Origin of the sequence: Hymenobacter sp. (genome assembly GCF_036388155.1) — a bacterium.
GTDB lineage: Bacteria > Bacteroidota > Bacteroidia > Cytophagales > Hymenobacteraceae > Hymenobacter.
The window spans coordinates 92,871-111,313 of the sequence record NZ_DASVSI010000066.1 but is presented as its reverse complement, the minus strand read 5'-3'; the positions used below and the strand labels follow the sequence as shown (position 1 = coordinate 111,313).

General features: G+C 49.9%; 16 protein-coding genes. All 16 read right to left on the bottom strand.

Translation table 11 applies throughout. The features are described 5' to 3' along the window. Positions 1-349: 349 nt before the first annotated feature. Positions 350-649: a hypothetical protein gene (locus VF629_RS09745; protein WP_331058286.1), complete on the bottom strand. Its 300-nt coding sequence runs from the start codon at positions 647-649 to the stop codon at positions 350-352. Between the two features lie 595 nt (positions 650-1,244). Continuing rightward, on the bottom strand, positions 1,245-1,448 hold the full coding sequence (locus tag VF629_RS09740) for a hypothetical protein (RefSeq protein WP_331058285.1): 204 nt from the start codon (positions 1,446-1,448) through the stop codon (positions 1,245-1,247). Further along, positions 1,449-2,561 carry a GDP-mannose 4,6-dehydratase gene (gmd, locus tag VF629_RS09735; protein ID WP_331058284.1) on the bottom strand — a complete coding sequence of 371 codons (1,113 nt, stop codon included), beginning with the start codon at positions 2,559-2,561 and terminating at the stop codon, positions 1,449-1,451. A gap of 154 nt (positions 2,562-2,715) precedes the next feature. Then, the gene (locus VF629_RS09730) at positions 2,716-3,753 is read right to left on the bottom strand and encodes a hypothetical protein (RefSeq protein ID WP_331058283.1); all 1,038 of its coding nucleotides are present in this window, start codon (positions 3,751-3,753) and stop codon (positions 2,716-2,718) included. A 266-nt stretch (positions 3,754-4,019) separates the two neighbouring features. After that, on the bottom strand, positions 4,020-5,120 hold the full coding sequence (locus VF629_RS09725; RefSeq protein ID WP_331058282.1) for a glycosyltransferase family 10 domain-containing protein: 1,101 nt from the start codon (positions 5,118-5,120) through the stop codon (positions 4,020-4,022). Between the two features lie 32 nt (positions 5,121-5,152). Further along, positions 5,153-6,121 (bottom strand): glycosyltransferase family 2 protein, encoded by a 969-nt coding sequence (locus tag VF629_RS09720; protein WP_331058281.1) that lies wholly within the window; start codon positions 6,119-6,121, stop codon positions 5,153-5,155. 83 nt (positions 6,122-6,204) lie between these two features. Continuing rightward, complete coding sequence (locus VF629_RS09715; RefSeq protein WP_331058280.1) at positions 6,205-7,998, bottom strand: ABC transporter ATP-binding protein; 1,794 nt, start codon at positions 7,996-7,998, stop codon at positions 6,205-6,207. Positions 7,999-8,290: 292 nt separating this feature from the next. Next, positions 8,291-9,232: a GDP-L-fucose synthase gene (locus VF629_RS09710; RefSeq protein WP_331058279.1), complete on the bottom strand. Its 942-nt coding sequence runs from the start codon at positions 9,230-9,232 to the stop codon at positions 8,291-8,293. A gap of 43 nt (positions 9,233-9,275) precedes the next feature. Continuing rightward, a complete protein-coding gene (locus tag VF629_RS09705; protein ID WP_331058278.1) occupies positions 9,276-10,247 on the bottom strand; it encodes a glycosyltransferase family 2 protein in 972 nt (323 codons plus the stop codon). Between the two features lie 3 nt (positions 10,248-10,250). Continuing rightward, positions 10,251-11,249, bottom strand: coding sequence for an STELLO glycosyltransferase family protein (locus VF629_RS09700; RefSeq protein WP_331058277.1), 999 nt, complete (start codon positions 11,247-11,249; stop codon positions 10,251-10,253). Between the two features lie 179 nt (positions 11,250-11,428). Beyond that, positions 11,429-12,448 carry a glycosyltransferase family 61 protein gene (locus VF629_RS09695; RefSeq protein WP_331058276.1) on the bottom strand — a complete coding sequence of 340 codons (1,020 nt, stop codon included), beginning with the start codon at positions 12,446-12,448 and terminating at the stop codon, positions 11,429-11,431. Positions 12,449-12,543: 95 nt separating this feature from the next. Next, positions 12,544-13,614: a glycosyltransferase gene (locus tag VF629_RS09690; RefSeq protein WP_331058275.1), complete on the bottom strand. Its 1,071-nt coding sequence runs from the start codon at positions 13,612-13,614 to the stop codon at positions 12,544-12,546. An 81-nt stretch (positions 13,615-13,695) separates the two neighbouring features. After that, on the bottom strand, positions 13,696-14,829 hold the full coding sequence (locus VF629_RS09685) for a glycosyltransferase family 4 protein (RefSeq protein WP_331058274.1): 1,134 nt from the start codon (positions 14,827-14,829) through the stop codon (positions 13,696-13,698). Between the two features lie 80 nt (positions 14,830-14,909). Continuing rightward, positions 14,910-15,851, bottom strand: a complete 942-nt coding sequence (locus tag VF629_RS09680) for an NAD-dependent epimerase/dehydratase family protein (RefSeq protein WP_331058273.1) — start codon at positions 15,849-15,851, stop codon at positions 14,910-14,912. Positions 15,852-15,951: 100 nt separating this feature from the next. Next, entirely contained in the window at positions 15,952-17,097 is a 1,146-nt protein-coding gene (locus VF629_RS09675; protein ID WP_331058272.1) for a glycosyltransferase family 4 protein, read from the bottom strand. 42 nt (positions 17,098-17,139) lie between these two features. Then, on the bottom strand, positions 17,140-18,423 hold the full coding sequence (locus VF629_RS09670) for a glycosyltransferase family 4 protein (protein ID WP_331058271.1): 1,284 nt from the start codon (positions 18,421-18,423) through the stop codon (positions 17,140-17,142). Positions 18,424-18,443: the final 20 nt, after the last annotated feature.

Here is an 18,443-nt window from a genome sequence, read left to right as displayed (position 1 = left end):
AATAAAAGAGTGTATGAGAAAGCACTTCATGGAGCAAAGATGAAGGCGGCAATGCAAGATGTGCCTTTACTGGTCAGTGCCAACCAAACAGTTGAATCAATGCCAACCGTATGCTATACAGCATGGCCAGGGTAAGCACCATAAACCCCATACTGCGCAAGACTGCCGCCACCACTGGCAGCTTCAATCAGTGTAGGACATTCATATCCACCGCAAACGTAGCAAACAAGCTACCCACCCCAAATAACATCATTCCGAGGCTGATGCTGTGGGCATACACGCCAAACCCGAGGCCTGCCGCCCGCACTGCCGCAGGTAAAACCACGCCCCACAAGGCTAGCCGTTGCCGTCATAACACCGCATATACCGGCCCGGGTGCGTATGAAGCCAAACGAAAGACGTAGTAACAACCCAAGTGGGCCGTGAACACGCGGCCACCTCCCCACCGCGCCCCGAGTACCACCCGGAAAATCCACTCGCCGTACACCGTCGTGACCCCGAAAGGCACATGGCCCAGGTACAGCAGTTTGTAGTGCAAATTGAGGCAAAGTCCGAGGAGCCGCACTGGCTCCTGCTCGTAAGTCTCGGTAGCTTTTTGCAGAAAGACCAGCGATATCGCCGTGCCGACCAACGCGATGGGAAGTTTCAACAGACTGGTCGAAAAAGCATACAGTCCTGTTGATGCAGGCCCAAAAACACTGGTCAGCACCAGTGTGCGTCTTGAAGTAGCCACCCGGAGCCACGCACAGCGGGGTTTCGCGATACTCGTATGCAACAGCCCGCACCCGCGCCCAAGAAAAAGAGCGACTCAGTGCCCCCATTTGCCGGTGGATACCGCTGAAAAACACGGTCCCCATGCCCATGAGTTTGGTGAATACCACCCCCGCCAGCAGCCCAGCGGCACTGCTGTGTAGCAATACCCCAGCCCCTTGGGTAAGTGCACGCCCAGACAAAGAAGTGACGACATTCATGCCTGCCTACTTACGAAAATCCTTCGTGCGCAAGTACCACGCATTCATGATGAGCATCAAATTGTAAACCAAGCAGTAGCTGGCACAACATACACCCAGTTGCCTAGCGCTTCTACCTGAAGCCAGTGCAGCAGAGAACCCTGCGCCAGCACCAAGACAACCATCACGGTTACGAAACTGCCAACAGTACACTTAAATGCACCAGCGCATAAAAGCGTTTGGTGAGCCTAGGCAGCAGGAAAGCCGATGGATAAGCCTCCGTTAAAACCATGCTTACGTCGTTACCAACGCGTTGAATACCGCAAACACCTCATACGCCGCCGGCGCGCACAACCGCAACATGACGGGTGACACCAAAACTCCCACACCGGCGATAGCGGCGGCTGAAAACATGACGGCGAAGCTTTGCGCAAACGAACCCCGCTGCCGCAGCGTCACGGGCTGCGGCAGCGGGGCCTTCAGAATCCGTTTTATCACCTATTCGTGGTAGTTGTACACCTTATGGCCCCCTTTGAGCAAGTAGGCGTCGCGGCGGAACAACTCCACGTCAGCTTTCATCATGTCCTTCACCAAGGAGGCGAGGTCGTGCTTGGGAACCCAGCCGAGCTTGGTTTTGGCCTTGGTCGGGTCGCCGATGAGCAGTTCTACCTCGGTGGGGCGGAAATAGCGGGGGTCAATTTCCATCACTACATCCCCAATCTGTACTTTACAGTCGGGATTGGTGCAGCCCACGATGTGGGCCTTTTCCTCCACGCCTTCGCCCGTAAATTCAACTTGAATGCCAACTTCCGCAAAAGACATCTTCACAAAGTCGCGCACGGTCGTGGTCACGCCCGTGGCAATCACGAAATCTTCGGGTTGGTCCTGCTGCAAGATGCGCCACATGGCTTCTACGTAGTCTTGGGCATGTCCCCAGTCACGCTTAGCGTCCACGTTGCCGAGAAAAATCTTATTTTGCAAGCCCAACGAAATGCGTGCTACCCCACGGGTAATCTTGCGCGTCACAAAGGTTTCGCCACGCAAGGGGCTTTCGTGATTAAACAAAATACCGTTGCAAGCAAACATGCCGTAGGCTTCGCGGTAGTTTACCGTAATCCAGTAAGCATACATTTTGGCCACAGCGTAAGGCGAGCGCGGGTAAAAAGGCGTAGTCTCGCTCTGGGGCACTTGCTGCACCAAGCCATACAATTCGGAAGTGCTGGCCTGATAGATGCGGGTTTTCTTTTCGAGGCCCAGAATGCGAATGGCTTCCAGCAGACGCAAGGTGCCGATGCCGTCGGCGTTGGCCGTGTACTCGGGTGTGTCGAAGCTCACCTTCACGTGCGACATGGCCCCCAGGTTATAAATCTCATCGGGTTGAATCTCCTGAACGATGCGAATCAGGTTGGTCGAATCGTTCAAGTCGCCGTAGTGCAGCTTCATGTGCACGTTGGTTTCGTGCGGGTCTTGGTAGAGATGGTCAATCCGGTCGGTGTTGAACAACGACGACCGGCGCTTGAGGCCGTGTACTTCATACCCCTTTTCTAGTAGCAATTCGGCCAGATACGCGCCATCTTGGCCCGTGATTCCCGTGATGAGGGCAACTTTCATACAATGTGCTTAAAAGTAAACGACGAGAGCCCGCTGCTTCGTCAATGGCATATGGAGCAAAACTAAGTTCGCAAAAATACAAACAAATGCAGGTATCTACGCTGCGACGGGGGGAAGAGATAGGATTTTCACCGGCCCTTGCGCCGCAACCCGGTTATTGTTGCTGGAGCAACGCACGCAGTTGCTGAGCCCGACGCGAAGTATAGTGCTTCTCCAGAACCTGACGGTGAGCGGCAAACGACGTGTCCGTATCGCTCAGGTACCCAAGCAGGGTAGCTTCGAACTCTTCGTACGAGCTCACATTGGGACACACCATTGGCAACTCGTAAAACTCGGTTTCCTCGTTTTTTGGGTAGCGCCCTAACAGCCGGCATTGGGCACTGAGCAGTTCCAAGAATCGGGGTGTCACGGGGTTGAACCCGCCGGTACGTTTCTCGCCGCCGTCCAAGCCCGGCGTACTGTAGAAAGAGACCTTGCTCGAGCGCAGCAAACCAACATAGTCTTCCCGGCTTTGAAACTTGCCGATGGTGCGGCCTTTGTTGGTGGCGTAATAGTACTCGCCGTTGATTTCCTGCTGGTAGAGGTATTCCACGTCGGGATATTTCAGCACAAAAGCCTCGAGATAATCGCGCAATACCTGGTTGGTGCGCACGTTGAGGCGGCCAGCTAGCAGAATGTCGTACTTCTTGGGGTACACCACCCCGGGCGCCATACGGTAGCGGTCAGACAAGCTCAGCGGGAAGTGCGCGATGTTGAGCGGACAGCCTCGCGCTTTCAAGAACTCGAAAGCTTCAAGGCTCGAGATGAGCACCAATTTGCATGCCCCGTATAGGCGGTAGAAACGGTCCAAATCAGTGTGCTTCCAAAAATCTACCATCACGGGGATGGCCCGGGACGAGGTAGTGAAGTTGGGCTCTTCAGCCACATACAGTTCAAATACCAAATTGTTGCCTCCGTGGCCCAGGGCGCCAAACGCCTCCACAGCATCATTTAATTTGACGAACGCAGCCTCTCCAAAATACTTAATTAGAGTCTTACTGTACCGGTTTATCAAAACCTTGCGGTAAAAGGGCTTGGCATCTACAACAGACACCGACAAATGGGCACCTAGGTCATCCTCCCACTCATATATGAGGTGATAATTGGGATTATTTTCAAATGAACGCGATGTAAGAATGCGTTGTATATTCATGTATCGCAGATAGTCTTAAAACCGTGTCTCGCTCGTTAACACAGTTAAAAAAGGTTTACTCGTTGAGATTCCTATTTCAGCCATATATTCATCATCTACAAATAGGGTTTATGATCAATAGCGGCCAATAGTACAATCAATTATATAAAAACAAATTAGCATAATTTTGAGCAAGCATTTAAGTTAAACCTTAAAAATCATTATTGATGTTAATTAATGAATTCTACAAATTCGTAAGTTAACGCATAGCCCCTGAAACATGCTAGCTACTTATCCTTAACAAAGTCATCGATAACAACTTTACTCACTCGCCAAGCATTTTCTTCTACCCCAAACTTGTAACTGTCAATGCAGCTCAAGAATTTCTTTGCCGCAGCAATGTATTGCGAATAAACAGAATAAGGCATTTGCATCAAAAATATTGATAATTCTTTCTCTGTCTTAAAGCTTCTCCTGTCAATATAACATTCTGCTGGCACGAATTTTTCAATGTCAGGCTCACCTAGATATATTGGCACGCAACCAGCAAATAAGCAATCAAAAATTTTCTCCGAGATGTAACCTGGAACACTGGTATTTTCATAACAAACTACAAACTTATATGAACTAATAACAGACAACTTTTCTAACGGTGGAACTGGACCACGGCTTAGGGCCTCCACCACACGTCGCCGTCGTGCAGCCACCGTCTTGACAAGATAGTTTGTGATACCTGGTGGTAGTATGCGCTGCAAGATTCCCAAGCCTTTGAAGCTACCAAAATTAGCCATGATAGTACGGCTATAGAAATCAAATTGCTGGGGCATGTGTTTACCAAACCACAGGAGAGTTTGGTAACGTTTATATAGCAGAGAACCCGACCCTTGTTTTGGCTTCGTTAGTTGAAACATGCCGGCCATCAAAACCAACAACTTACGCTCATTGAATTGGGATTCGCTCACCTCACTATGCGCGGGATAATCGTTTAAATCAATAGCAAAGTAGTGGTGAATGTATTTTATGCCATCCACTAAAGTATAATCGTACGTAAATACTCGGTCAAAGACAACATGATTTTCTTTTTTCCACACATTGGGAAAATAGGTAGCTGGCTCATTAAGTATCAAGTAAAGTACCTGGCCTTCATTACGCTTGTAATTCTGAAAAAAAGCAACTTGGTCTACCGCAATAATGATTTTCGAATCTTCAGGTGGATGTATATCCTGCGTGGCCAAATCAATATCATGTATGGCCAACTGCCTACGAATAGCCGCAAACATGTAACCATAGTTTTTGATACCGCTGACAGGTAAATCGGAGAATATCCGATTTCCTATAAAATCTAAAAAATCTGGTTCGTGAAGAACGTACAAAGTTGCTTTAATCATTTCAAATATAATGCGTTAATAGAGGATGCTATCTATTTTTTTACGATACTATTTTTTACGATATTACCCGATAGCAACCGTACTCTCAGCCAATAAGGGATACTAGTTAAATAATACCTGTAGCTACCGGTTGTACGAGCCAGGTAGCAATACCTCTTTATTCCATTCCAAACACTCCCTTTGACCAACTCATGTGTCGCTAGATTTGCGGTACTTTTAATTATGCTAGTTTGGTTGATTTCAATTGCCTGCATCGCGCCTATCTTGTCCAACCATGTTCCGATTTGTTTACGAACCAACACTTCGTGGTCATGCATGCGCTGCATGTTGTGACTGGTGCTCGTGGGATGCACGCGGACAAGTGCCCAAGCATTAGAATCAGGAACATAGCGAAAGCAGGCGCCGGCAATAGCACATCGCACCCAATACTGCCAGTCCTCTACCCATCGCAATGACTCATCGAACGGTCCTACTGATTGCATTAAAGCAGCCCGCATGAGCGGGGCGTTAGACACCATAATATTGCCCTCTATCAGCGCATTCAAAATGGTTTCGCCGCTTCCTTGCACTCCTCGGACCCAGGTTGTATCCTTCATATCGGCCGACCGACTTAATAGGGAGGGTTCACCATGTTGAAAATAACGCATATCGCCATACGCCAAGTCTGCTGAAGGATGGTTTTCTAACGTGGCGACATGCACTTCCAGTTTTTGAGGTGTTAACAAATCGTCGGCGTCCAAAAGCTGCACGTAGACCCCAGTGGCCTCTCGCAAGCCCCTATTGCGTGCCGCTGACATACCCATGTTTTCTTGTTGCATATAACGGAAACGCCCATCTCGTTTGACGTAATCCTCTGCTATCGCCTTCGTATTATCAGTTGACCCGTCGTTAATTATCAAGCACTCCCAATGCTCATGAGTTTGCGCTAGCACAGAGTCTAAAGTTTCGGGAAGTAGCCAACCGTAATTATAGCAAGGAATAATAATACTGACTTTTTTCATAATCCATCAAGTGATGCCATCAATTTAGTAAATACACCTAAAGAATTATTCTTATTAGAAAAGAAAATGGTCACGCAACGGACTTATACAGCCCGCTGAATCAACGATGCATACTTATGCTCTGCAATCAAACGGCCATTTTTCAATTCGTAAATTCTATCACACTCTCGAAGCGTTGTAACGCGGTGAGCAATGATGAATATGGTCATGTCAGTCGAAGAAAGCCGGTTTATCGCCTCATTCACTTCTCGCTCGGTTTGATTATCTAAAGCGCTAGTCGCTTCGTCCAACACCAGCACTTGCGTGCGTTTATACAGAGCACGGGCTATTCCAATACGTTGGCGCTGCCCGCCGGATAGTTTGGAGCCTCGTTCGCCCACAAGGGTATCAGTGCCTTGGGGAAGCCCCTCTACAAACGAACGAAGTGAAGCTTGCTCTAAGGCATACGCAAACCGCTCTTCATCGACATTAGCATCATTCAACGTAATATTGTCTCTGATGGAGGCCTCCATTACGAAGGTATCTTGCTTGACATACCCAACAATTTCGTGCCAAGCCCGCAAGTATTGCGGCATGAGAACTTGCCCATCAACGCTAATGTGCCCTTCTTGTTCGGTATAGAAACGAAGCAATAGATTCATTAAAGTTGTTTTACCAGAACCTGAGCTACCAATAAGGCCTATTTTTTCTCCTTTGCGAACACAGAAACTAATTCCTTCCAAAGCGCGCTCCGATGCACCCGGAAACGCAAACCCAACATTATCAAACACAATTTCACGTTGGAACGTTAGCGGCAGTTGTTGCGGGTGTGGTGCTTCGTCGTACTGAGGCTCTAGATGGTCATTCAGATTCTCAATCGCATACTGGGTTTGTTTCATCTGGACCATCGCCGTCAGCATTCGATTGACAGACGGCATTAGTCGATATGCAGCAGCTGCAAATAATCCCACCAAGGTGATTATTTGGGCAGACCCACCTTGAGAATGCAAAGCATAAAGGAAAATCGTAACAACTCCCAAAATTGCCACTAATTCTATTACCTTAAGTGGCAACAGGCTGTATAAGTAAGCCTCGGCTGACAATTGTTGAATTTCGGCTTGACTGTCCGATATCTCGTCTCGAAACTGCTGTGTTTTGTTGGCAAGTTTCAATTCAGGATATCCAATAAATATGTCGAGCATCTTGCTTGAAGCGAATGGATGCAATGCGTTTAATCTGCTTCCAATCACTACTGAGCGGCTCCTTAAGCCCCTATATATTGCCCAGGTAGCAGGCACAAGAATAACAGTAAGTAGTACTATTAGTATGGGTTTATATAAAATTATACCACAAACTATGACTGCAATGATAGCCGTCTCAGACAGAATCACAAGAAGGGGTCTCAATATTCCATTGACATAGCTAAGAGGAATAGTCATGGCACCATACGCCAACTCAGCATGACCCAAGTCGTTGAAATGCCAAAATGGAAAATTTAAGTACTTGCTCATCTGACGGTTAGTGAGCGTAAGTCCTACATCAGCCGTGAAGCGAGTCTGCAGGTATGTAGACCACGTTGAAAAAAGGTTCTTAAATAGAAAGTAAAAGAATACTCCTATTATCAATGCAATTAAAAAATTGCGCTCGGAGTCAAACCCAAAAATATCATACAGGTACTTAAAATATTTATTTTCAGACACCCCCCCAGGCTCTGCAGCTACCATAATCACGGGCACCAAAGCTGCAAGGCCGAAGACGTCCAACAGCGAGTTCACCAGCAGAAGGCCCAAGTTCACAACGCCAAAACGCTTCTGCTTCGGTGTAAGGAATAACCGTAAGCTGGAGATGGATGATACAAATATTCCTGATTTCAAAATAAGACGCTGGTATTGAAGCAAAATGCATATTGGTTATGCTTCGCTTAATCATGTATGTCAAAAATTACTGACCGAGTGTAGTGAAAGGGTAATACCTTGTTCTTCAAAAGCAGGTATTTACCAAGTCTGCACGGGATAAATTTAAACGAAAAATCCACTCTAAATCTTGGGCGCAACGACTTCTATCAAATGAATGTTGTATGGCTGATTCTAGTGCTTCGATTGCAATCAAACTGTTAAGCCCGGATAGGTTGAAAGCCTTGTCATCCCAAAACCACAGCTCGTACGACTGTTGGTCCATGGTTGGACGGCCTTACTGCTTCGTATCGGATGCCGTCGGAAATGCTTCAGCATACACACTTGCTATCCCCTGTTCGAGTTTAATAGTCGCTTTCCATCCAAAGCCAGCCAACTTGCTCACATCCATCAGCTTTCGAGGCGTCCCATCGGGGTATTCGGTATTAAAGCGAATACCACCAGAGTAGCCCACGGTGCGGCTCACTAGCTCGGCCAACTCGCGAATGCTCAGGTCGGTGCCCGTGCCCACGTTCACTAGGCCTGGCTCATTGTAGTTTTCCAGCAGCCAGTAGCAGGCATCGGCCAAGTCGTCGACGTGCAAAAACTCGCGGCGCGGCGTGCCCGTGCCCCACACCTCCACTTCCGGGGCGCCCTGGACTTTGGCCTCGTGAAACTTGCGAATCAACGCTGGCAGCACGTGCGAGTTTTTCAGGTCGTAGTTGTCGTGCGGACCATACAGGTTAGTAGGCATCGCCGAGATGTAATTGCAACCGTATTGGCTGCGGTAGGCATCGCAAAGCTTGATGCCGGCGATTTTGGCAATGGCGTAGGGCTCGTTGGTTTCTTCGAGCAAGCCGCTCAACAGAGACTCTTCTTTGAGCGGCTGCGGCGCCAATTTTGGGTAAATGCACGAGGAGCCCAGGAACAATAGCTTCCGCACCCCATTCAAATAAGCGTGGTGAATGACGTTGTTCTGAATCATGAGGTTATCGTAGAGAAATTCTCCACGATACACGTTATTGGCGTTGATGCCTCCCACTTTGGCGGCGGCCAGTACTACGTAGTCCGGCTTTTCTTGCGCAAAGAAATCAGCCACTGCCTGCTGATTGCGCAGGTCGAGTTCGCTGGAAACACGGGTAACAAAGTTGGAAAAGCCGGCTTGCTGCAACCGGCGCATCATGGCCGAGCCTACCATTCCGCGGTGCCCGGCAATATAGATTTTAGCGTCTTTTTCCATTGGTTAAGCCCTTCGGGCAACGATGACAATGTGCTTGATGGGGTTAGTGTTGCCACCAATTTAAATCGGGCCCGGCAGCTATCCCGGCTGGGCGTACCGGCCGAAAAAGATTAATTGGCAACAGTTTCTTGAGCAAGGGGTTGATGCTAGCGCCCAGTATCATGCGCCGGGTGCGCGGGCTGTAACCAAGAAGGCCGGGCAACTTGGAGAAGGCGATGGGACGAGCGGCGGCCATGTCGCGCTTGCCCGTCCAGTTGATTTCCCAATACGTGTAAAGGTTGCGGCGCTCCTCCGCGGTTAAGCGAAACTTTTCTCCATATCGGGGCTCTTGCTCGCAGAGCTCCACCATTTTTACCAAGTTCGGGAACCATTTGTCTGACGTGACGGTGCGCTGGTCGGGGTGCAGTTGGTACACGGCCAACATTTCGGGGATGTAATGCCCGGGTGCCAAATGCGCCACGCGGTACCATTGGTCGATGTCCGCGCACATGTCCACTTCGCGGCGCATGCCCCCGGTTTCCTCAAAAAACCGCCGCTTGACGAAGGTGGCGTGTTGGGGCGGAATGGTTTGGAACAAAATGGTGCGGGGCGTGATTTCACCAGCCGGGCTGCTGCTACTCAACACGTTTCCCTGCAGGTCGATGGCGTACTCGCCACCCGATACAAAGCTGGCCTGTGGGTAGCGCTGAAAAGCAGCAGCCATGGCGCGGAAGGCGCCAGGCAAGTAATAATCGTCGGAGCTTTGAATGGCCAGAATTTCGCCGGTGGCGCGGGCCACGCCCTTGGTGACGGCGTCGACGAAACCCTTGTCGCGGGCAGACCACCAGATGAGGCGCTCACCGTACTTCTTCAGCACGTCGACGGTTTCGTCGGTCGAGCCCCCATCGGACACAATGATTTCAATGGTGCCGGGATAATCCTGCTTGAGGATGCTCAACAAGGTCCGGTCGATGAAACGGCCCTGGTTCCAGGACGGGATGACCACCGAAACCGAAGGAAAGTCTTGCGTGGCCATCCCTTATTTGGTAAGCACGGCCACATCGGCCAGCCACAGGTCGAGCAGTTCGATTTCCTCGGCCGAAACAATGTTTTCCTTGGCGAGCTCGGCGTACGCTAAGCGCAGGTTCTCGCTCACGGTGTTGGCCTTGTCAATGGCACGGGTCACGGCCGCAATCACGCGGTTGGGGTGCAGGTAGCAAGGTATCTCCGATTCAAAGTCTTTGACGTAATCGTGCGGATTGCGCTCCTGGAGCACCGTGGCTTCGGTGAAGCCCAACGTATACCCGTGCGCCCACATGATGGGCTGGGCCACAAGGCCACGCAGGATGTCGGTGAATCGGAAAGTGACGTAGGCGGGCAGGTACAGCAACGGAAACAGCTCGCGGCGTATGGCGGTGTTTTGGGAATTGAATGGGCACAAGGTGCCTTCGGCCAACACAATAGGCGCGCGTTTCTCAAAAAAGATTTCGGTATTATCGACCAAGCGGTAGATGGCGTCTACGTCGGGGTCGCTGTCGGCCAAGCCCTGCCAAATGCCTACTTTGGCCGTTTGCTGGGTCAGCTCTTCTTCTTTAAGGTTGTGCTCGGTATTCAGAATGAGGTCAAGCGGGTAGCCACGGGGCCAGATATGATGGCTGGTAAAGTTCTTGTAAATATTCACAAAGCCTTTGCCGGCTGGGGATGTGGCGTAGGTGCCCTCCGTGGCCGGAAACGTCCAGCCGTCGTAGGGAATGTTGTCGTCGTCGGTGTCCACAATTACTTCGGCGCCTTCCCGAATGGCGTGGAGGTAGCCAATCATTTTGCGGCCGTAGTGGTTAAATGGCAGCTTTTCGCTCATCCGAAAGCCTGCAGCTTCTTGGTCGGCCACCGAGAGATAGGTAACGTTGGGCTCTGTCCAATCGGCTGGCGATTTTTTATCACCAGCTACAACCAATTGGTAATCAGAAAGGGAAGCTATTTTTTTTACTGCCTTGGTAGGCGCAAAAATCGAGGTAATGACGACTGTGGACTTGGACATGCAAAAACAACTTAGAAAAAAATGGCTTTGCTACCTCGTTGCAATCCGGGCAGAAAGTGTGCAAAGGTAACGTACATTCGGTGTTTGTGTTCCTGTGCCTTGCCTGAAACCGTATGCGTGACTGTCTACTCGCTCCGGTTAAGAGCAGAGATTCCTGAAAAGGAATTGGGCCAAAGTATTTAGCTCAAGGCAGCAACAATGGCCTCTTCTAGCTCAGCAATGTCGCACACCATGGCGGATTGATTGCCCAATGCGGGCTCTGATGCCGTGCAGGCAACAAAAAAATACGTTAAGCCCAAGCACGAGGCCAGCCGGGCATAGCAGAGCTCGCCACAATCTCGGTTAAGCAGTTCCATCACTGGGGCTTGCTGAGGGAGAAAGAGCATATTGGTCATGGCAGCGCCGTGCACGCCCATAAATACAGCCGTTTCGCCCATTAACTGAATCTGTTCCAGAAAAGAAAGCTTATCGAAATAGACTTTCTCGAAACCGTAGGCTTGCAAGAGCAAGTCAATTTCGTGCTCGTTTTCCATGTGCCGGACGCCGCTGGAGTCGCGCGCGGCGTATACGCGACGGGTAGCCACCACCGGCTTGGGATGCAGGGCAGCCAGCAACTCAGCCCGGACCTGCCTGATTAACTCTGGGTTTTGGGTAAGAGACGGGGCCGTGAGCTCGGGCAGCACCACGCACCCGGCCCGCAGTATCTGGCGGGCATGCAGCAGGCGATGGTTTGTGAAACCCAGGGCAGCCGCACTGCGGCCAATATAGTCGCGCGGCTGCGTGGCGGGCCAGTGCTGCGGCAGCAGTAACAGTATATCCGGGTGGGTCTGGCGAAGCACTAACAGACGTGGAAGCGTGTCAATGAGCCAGTGGTAATAGTTATTCACCGACCATTGGTTGTGGCACACGGCCACGCAGGGCGTGGGCAGCACTACCTTCTCCCCCACCCACTGCCGCAACAGCAACGTATCCTGGAAGCGGCCGGCAAACCGTGGGTGTACGATGCTGGGAAGGAATAGCCGTAGGTTATGAAACACGCCGCCGTCCCAAGTCACGTGTACGTTGGGCAGCCGATAAACGTAGTGTTCCGGGAAATGCAGGGTTTCGACGAACCGCTGTCCGTCTTTGGCAGAAAGCTGGGCCCAATTGGCCGGAAGCGCTGGCTGGTAGGCGGGCCGGGCAGGCAGCGTTGCCTCCACGGTATAGTTTTGCCACTTGGGCAGAGACCTGGAAAGCTGTCTCAGGAGGGCGTCTACGGCCGCTTTTGCTACGTTGTACACAACTCAAATGGTGGCTATACGGGTTGCCGGAACGCACGTAACTTCCGTTTCACTTCCAAGACTTCTTCGTAGTACTTTCTCACTCTGCCAAAGTGCAAAACCTTCTCCTGGAGTTGAGTCAAAGTATTTCGCTGGCTCATGAATTCTATCGTCTTGGTGTTGAAGCCGGTTTTAAGAAACGCCGGTGAAAACACGTATTTTAAAATCCCAACTGCTCCGTAGCCAATGTCCTTGAGCAGATTGGCGCCTACTGCGGCATCTTCTTTGCCCCATAAGGCATTGCGGTAGGCATTCAAGCGGTTGGCAGAACGTGCTGAAGCATATACTAGTTTATCTCGGTAAGTTTCAGTGAGCCGGCCTGCGCTCATGTGGTGGTGTAGCTGCAATTTTGATGAGTACCACACCTCGTAACCCAGCAATTGAGCCGCAAAGCACAATTCGTCGTCTTCGCCACCAGTTAAATCTCCATGCGTGAGGAGACGGCCTACTAAGAGGCTTTTGAATCCAGCTTCTCGCAATTTGGACCACACTTCCGTCCTCACAAACATACCTGCGCCCCACAGAGTATTGCGGCCAACGTTGCCGTCAGCCATGGGTTGAAAAGCTCCGCCTACCCGGTCCAATTGGGGACCAACCGCATAACAATGTTGAAAGGCGTTGAACCAATCAGGTTCCGTTCCTTCAAAAGTAGCTGTGCTCTGCCCACCCAAAACACCAATTTGGCCATGGGCATTTAAAATTGCTACCCCCGTGCGCATGTAGTCGGGTGCTAAGCGGTTGTCGTCGTCCACGATACAGGTGTACGAGTGTTGCACATAGTCAATGGCAGTTTCCAATGCATACTGCTTGCCCGGACGGGACTCCCTCAACAACTGCAATGGCGCAGGTGCGCCCAACGCTCGCCAAATGCTTCGGGCGGATTCGGCGGTGCCGTCGGTACTGGCATTATCCACCAAAATCACCTCCCATGATAGCCCCTTAGGGATGTCCTGCTCAGCTATACAGGCTAGCGTTTTTGCGATGCGGGTGGCGCCATTGTATGTGCAAAGCAGAAAAGAAACACCAGTGGAGTGAGGAGCCTTCATTGTTATCAACTTTTCTCAGGCAAAGCCTAATTGTCTTGAGTAGCCCCAAACACTTAGTTAGAGCTTGGGTGGCGGCTTTGGTTATTTTTCAGACATCCCGCTCTCTATTAGCCGAAACACGGTTTCTTCCGGCCTGAAGTCCGTAATCGCAGAAGCATGATGGAAGGCAGCCTCACCCATTCGCTTTAGATTGTCTCGATTCGTCCACAGTCGCTCCAAGCTCTCATCTATGCTGCTCACCGAACAAGTAAGGGCTAAATATCCTGTAACACCATCAATTACATAGCGGCCATTATCGCCAACGTCAGTCGTTACGGCGGCTCTGCCAGACAGCATGCACTCTACCAACGCTAGCGGCGTTCCTTCGCTTATTGAAGGAAGAATCAACACCTGATTTTCCACCCAAATAGCATCTACATCACGCACGTGCCCCTCGATAAAAACCTTGTTTTGCAATTCATAGAGTGCGATTAAATATTGTAAATGACTAAGATGAGGGCCAGCGCCGTAAAGCTTTAAAGTAAAATTTCTTTCGTCCCATTTGGTGCTGCTCAGCGCTTGCAATAAAACATCCTGACCTTTGAAGTCACATTCCAATCTGGCCACACAAGCCATCAATAACGTGGCTGAAGCAGGATACTGCTTAACATCGACTTGAGTTATGTTGATAGGGTTATTGACGACACTGAACTTGTCGATGCGCGCACCCATCTGCCGTTCAGCAGCCTGACGGTTTCGTTCTGAAACAAACATCAACTTGGTCGCCTTTGTCATTACCTGAAGCGCGTACCGACGTTGCTCCTCCTTCAGAATGTGCCCGTTTTCAAAATTGTGTTGGCTAAGGATGACATACGGCTTCCCATGACCAATTACTTGTTTAGTGATTTGAGCATAATACAGAAAGTCCCAAGTGGAGCCGTTTGAGAAGAAGTACACATCAGCGGCTACGTCGGGAACGACGTCGGCAACGTTCCGCTTGATGGCCAACTTGATGGCCACTTTTTCAGCGATGGTATACCGAGCAGCGTCGTAAAAATTTAATTCGGCGCCTAAAAGGCGAAGAGTTTCTAATTTCTCGGGCGTCTTCTCCCACCTCTGCGTCAGGGTGCATACCGTATGCCCGCTGGCTATTGCATATTGGGCGGTCCGGAACCACAACTCTTCGCTGCCGGCCCAAGGAAAGGCCCTCATCAATGACACAAAAGCAATTCTCATAGAAGCAATTTGAGCAGAAATGTACTTGACTTTGGCATAAGGCGGACGGGAAAACATCTAAACCAGGTCACCTATGCATTTTAGGCCTTGTAGTTTTTCAAAAACCATTCCCACGTTTGCCAGAGGCCCTCCTCAAAAGTTAGAGCGGGCACCCATCCTGTGTGCGAACGAAGCTTGCTACTATCCAGCACGTTCACTTTTACATCGAATGTCCGCTCGGGCAGCACATCGACGTGCACAGGCATTCCCTGGGTTTGGGCCAATGGCGCCAGCATTTCCAGTACTTGACGGTTGCTGTGGCCGGTTCCGCTGCCGAGATTATATACTTCGCCTGCTTGCCCGTCAACCAAGGCGGCTACTATCCCGGAGGCCACGTCGTGCACGTGCAGATAATCGCGAATAGTGCCTTCGTGTCCGAATAAATTGAGAACGCGGCCGTCAAGCATGGACGCGATTGCCGTTCCGATGAAACCTTGACCGGCGTAGACCCGCTGCCCCTCTCCGAATGCATTAGAAGGTCTAACGCATACTATTGGAAGTTGCGCCGTTTGATGATATAGATGGGCGTATTTTTCAATAGCTAGTTTTGTGATACCATAGGGCGATACTGGGTTGGTGGGATGCTCTTCCGTTAATGGAACTTGCTGTGCATGCCCATATACCGTTCCCCCCGACGATACCCAGATGAACTTACGCAATGACCACCGGGTAGCGTGTTCAAACAAGCGAACTGCCTCGGGCAAATTGACCAAAATGTCATTGACAGGATTTTGAAAGCTGGTCTGAGGAACCGTGGCATAAGCCAGGTCAATTACCTCATCAACTTGAGACAACACATTTTCGAGCAGCTCATCCGTGGCACCGGACGCGTTTTGAATGTAGCGCACCGACGGCGGCAAATGAGGTGCAAAGGGCTCACGCCCAATCACCACTATCTGCCGGTCGTTGCGAGCCAACAAGGCATCTACTACCGCGCGGCCGATGAAACCGCTACCGCCTATTATACAAGTTATGATTCCCACAACAACGACTTTAGTATTTTCCTGTAAAGTTTATGCTGCAGATTCCAACCGGTTGTAGTTCGTCAAAAGTAAGCGGCCTCACTACTCAATGAAGAATTCTTTACAGAACCTCCTCGATTAACTTGAGAACAGAAGGACCAATTTTGCTTATGACATGATTGTTCAAGACTCTGTTGCGAGCGGTTGAGCCCATGCTTTTGCGTAATGGTTCGTCATTCAGCAACAACAATGTTTTTTCTGCCATTTGGCTTATGTCAACGTAGGGTATCACATAGCCGGCGTCGTCACGCACAAACTCAGGCATCCCACCCGAGCCCTCAAAACAGATAACAGGCGTTGTAGCCAGTGCCGACTCCAAACAGACTAGCGGAAACGGGTCTTCACGGGAGGTAAGCAAGAAGATATTAAATGCTTCGTAATAACTGCGAATGTCCGTCTGCTCTCCCGTTAAGATGATTCTGTCCTCTAAGCCTAATAGCTTCACTTCACGCTCCATCTGCTTATAGTCAACTGAACTTTTCTTGCCCCCTACCCAAATAAAGTATGCATCTGAAGAGTGTTTAACAACCTCGCGGGCGACGTACAAGAAAATCTCTTTCCCCTTGCGCCAATCCAAAGTCCCAATTCCGCCTACAAGTTTTGCGCTCCTAGGAATATTATACAATGCCTTGATATCAGCAACGGGTTCGGAATTTACCGTTTCGTCGGCAATGAAGTCGTAAATAACAGAAACGTTAGCCGAGTCGATATCGAAGTTATTCAAATAGAAGTTTTTGACTGCCTTAGAACCCATCATCAGCCAATCCGCTTTTTTTAGTGCAGGCAGATACCCTCCAACTGGTGCATAGAATAAGGCATACGTATCCAACTCATGAATATTACATATTAGTTTGCTATTGGTCTTCTCCTTAATCATCACTCCATAGTTTATCGCAATCAGGGTGTTGACAAATATTAATTCTGGTGCGTGCTTAACAATACTATTGATGGTGTTACTATGCTGCTTACCAGCCATACGGTTTAGTTTTGACCATATCCGAGCAGAAAGCGGAAAGGTCGGACTATCCACAATGTATACGTCGGCCAGCTCTTCAAATTCTTTCAGTAAAGCCCTTTCTCCGCCTGCTAGCAATGCCAGCACCATTTTATGATTGGTGTTGGCTTTCAACCAACGCATTAAGTGCAGCTGCGTGAAAGGAGCGCCGGTACGAGAAGCTTCGTGTCCGATGAATAATATTGTGGCCATGCAGCGAACGGTGAATTGGAAGTGGGAAAATTAAATTTTCCGTTATCGTACAGAGTGGTATAGCTGACGGTAAGCCTCGACCATTGTTTCTACGGTAAAAAGCTCATTCGCGCGCGCTTTGTTGAATGCACCAATTCTTTCGCGTTTCGCAGGGTCGTTGAGCAATCCAACAATGATGTCGGACAGGGCCTCCGCATCCTCGCCTGGAGCCAGTACTTCGGTATTAGCCAGTATTTCCTCCAAGGCACCCACGTTATAGGCTGCCACCGGAATACCCATATTCATGGCGAAAGGAGTTACCTGCCCAAAGCTCTCACTGTAGACTGGCGCAACAAAAATGGCCAGGCGCCGATAGAGGTCCGCTAGCTTTTCGTAAGCTACGTATCCCGTGAAAGTGAACTGCGCGTTCAGGCCAGCCAATTCCACTTGCTGCTGAAACAATTCCAGCTGCTCGCCGCCACCTACGATAAGCACTTTCGTTTGCGGCCGCTTTTGCATTACTTTGATGAATGGCTCCATGGCCCGGTTGTTTATCTTGTCGCCATCCATGCGGTACACCATCCCGATGGTGTCGGGGTCAGGCGATGTATTGGCCCGATGAAAAATGGTGAAATTCGACCCGGGATAGATGACTTGATTTGGCATGTGCCGCACGCCATACGTGTCACGTGCGTATTCGCTCACGTAAACATATCGCGCTATGCCAGCTTGATAATAAGGCATGTAAGGGATGTTGCAATTTTCCACAACTGGGCGGCCGTAAGCGGCTGCCCCTTGGAATATGACGTGGTACCAGTGCCAGAAAAAGTGGGGCCATTGACCGTAGTAATGCACATGCACAATGTCCGGCTTGATTTGCTGCAATCGGGCCGCAAATACTGCTGGGTCTCGGATGCCGGAGCAATCATGGATGGGCACACCCACATAGCCCTGCTGCGGCACAACAGCCATCAGCGCTACCTCATGCACGTACTCTCCGCTAAGCCCTTCAATAATGTCAACAATTAATTGTTGAGAGCCACCGGTAACAAAATAAGGAATAACGTGAAGAATTTTGGGTAACTCTACACCAATGGGTGCCTTCAGACGAATTTGATACGGTTTGAAGTCAGGATTTTTGCTTTTGAATTCGATTGCAGTATTGCTGTTACTTCCGCTAACTGGACTCTTTTTTATCAATCTATTTTTCAAGCCGTTTACAATCGATTGAAAAAAAGCAACTCCCAATTTTTTTGCTCCCGAATAATCTTCCAGCCTTTTCTGCAAGAGGTTGAGTTGCTGACGCGTAAGCTCAATGTCATCAATACTCCATTTGGTATGTTTCATGTTTAAACGAGCAGAAACCT

Bases quoted from the DNA above. Each gene is read 5' to 3' on its own strand.
- gmd (WP_331058284.1), bottom strand. From the start codon at position 2,561: ATGAAAGTTGCCCTCATCACGGGAATCACGGGCCAAGATGGCGCGTAT.
- VF629_RS09730 (WP_331058283.1), bottom strand. From the start codon at position 3,753: ATGAATATACAACGCATTCTTACATCGCGTTCATTTGAAAATAATCCC.
- VF629_RS09725 (WP_331058282.1), bottom strand. From the start codon at position 5,120: ATGATTAAAGCAACTTTGTACGTTCTTCACGAACCAGATTTTTTAGAT.
- VF629_RS09720 (WP_331058281.1), bottom strand. From the start codon at position 6,121: ATGAAAAAAGTCAGTATTATTATTCCTTGCTATAATTACGGTTGGCTA.
- VF629_RS09710 (WP_331058279.1), bottom strand. From the start codon at position 9,232: ATGGAAAAAGACGCTAAAATCTATATTGCCGGGCACCGCGGAATGGTA.
- VF629_RS09705 (WP_331058278.1), bottom strand. From the start codon at position 10,247: ATGGCCACGCAAGACTTTCCTTCGGTTTCGGTGGTCATCCCGTCCTGG.
- VF629_RS09700 (WP_331058277.1), bottom strand. From the start codon at position 11,249: ATGTCCAAGTCCACAGTCGTCATTACCTCGATTTTTGCGCCTACCAAG.
- VF629_RS09690 (WP_331058275.1), bottom strand. From the start codon at position 13,614: ATGAAGGCTCCTCACTCCACTGGTGTTTCTTTTCTGCTTTGCACATAC.
- VF629_RS09685 (WP_331058274.1), bottom strand. From the start codon at position 14,829: ATGAGAATTGCTTTTGTGTCATTGATGAGGGCCTTTCCTTGGGCCGGC.
- VF629_RS09675 (WP_331058272.1), bottom strand. From the start codon at position 17,097: ATGGCCACAATATTATTCATCGGACACGAAGCTTCTCGTACCGGCGCT.
- VF629_RS09670 (WP_331058271.1), bottom strand. From the start codon at position 18,423: ATGAAACATACCAAATGGAGTATTGATGACATTGAGCTTACGCGTCAG.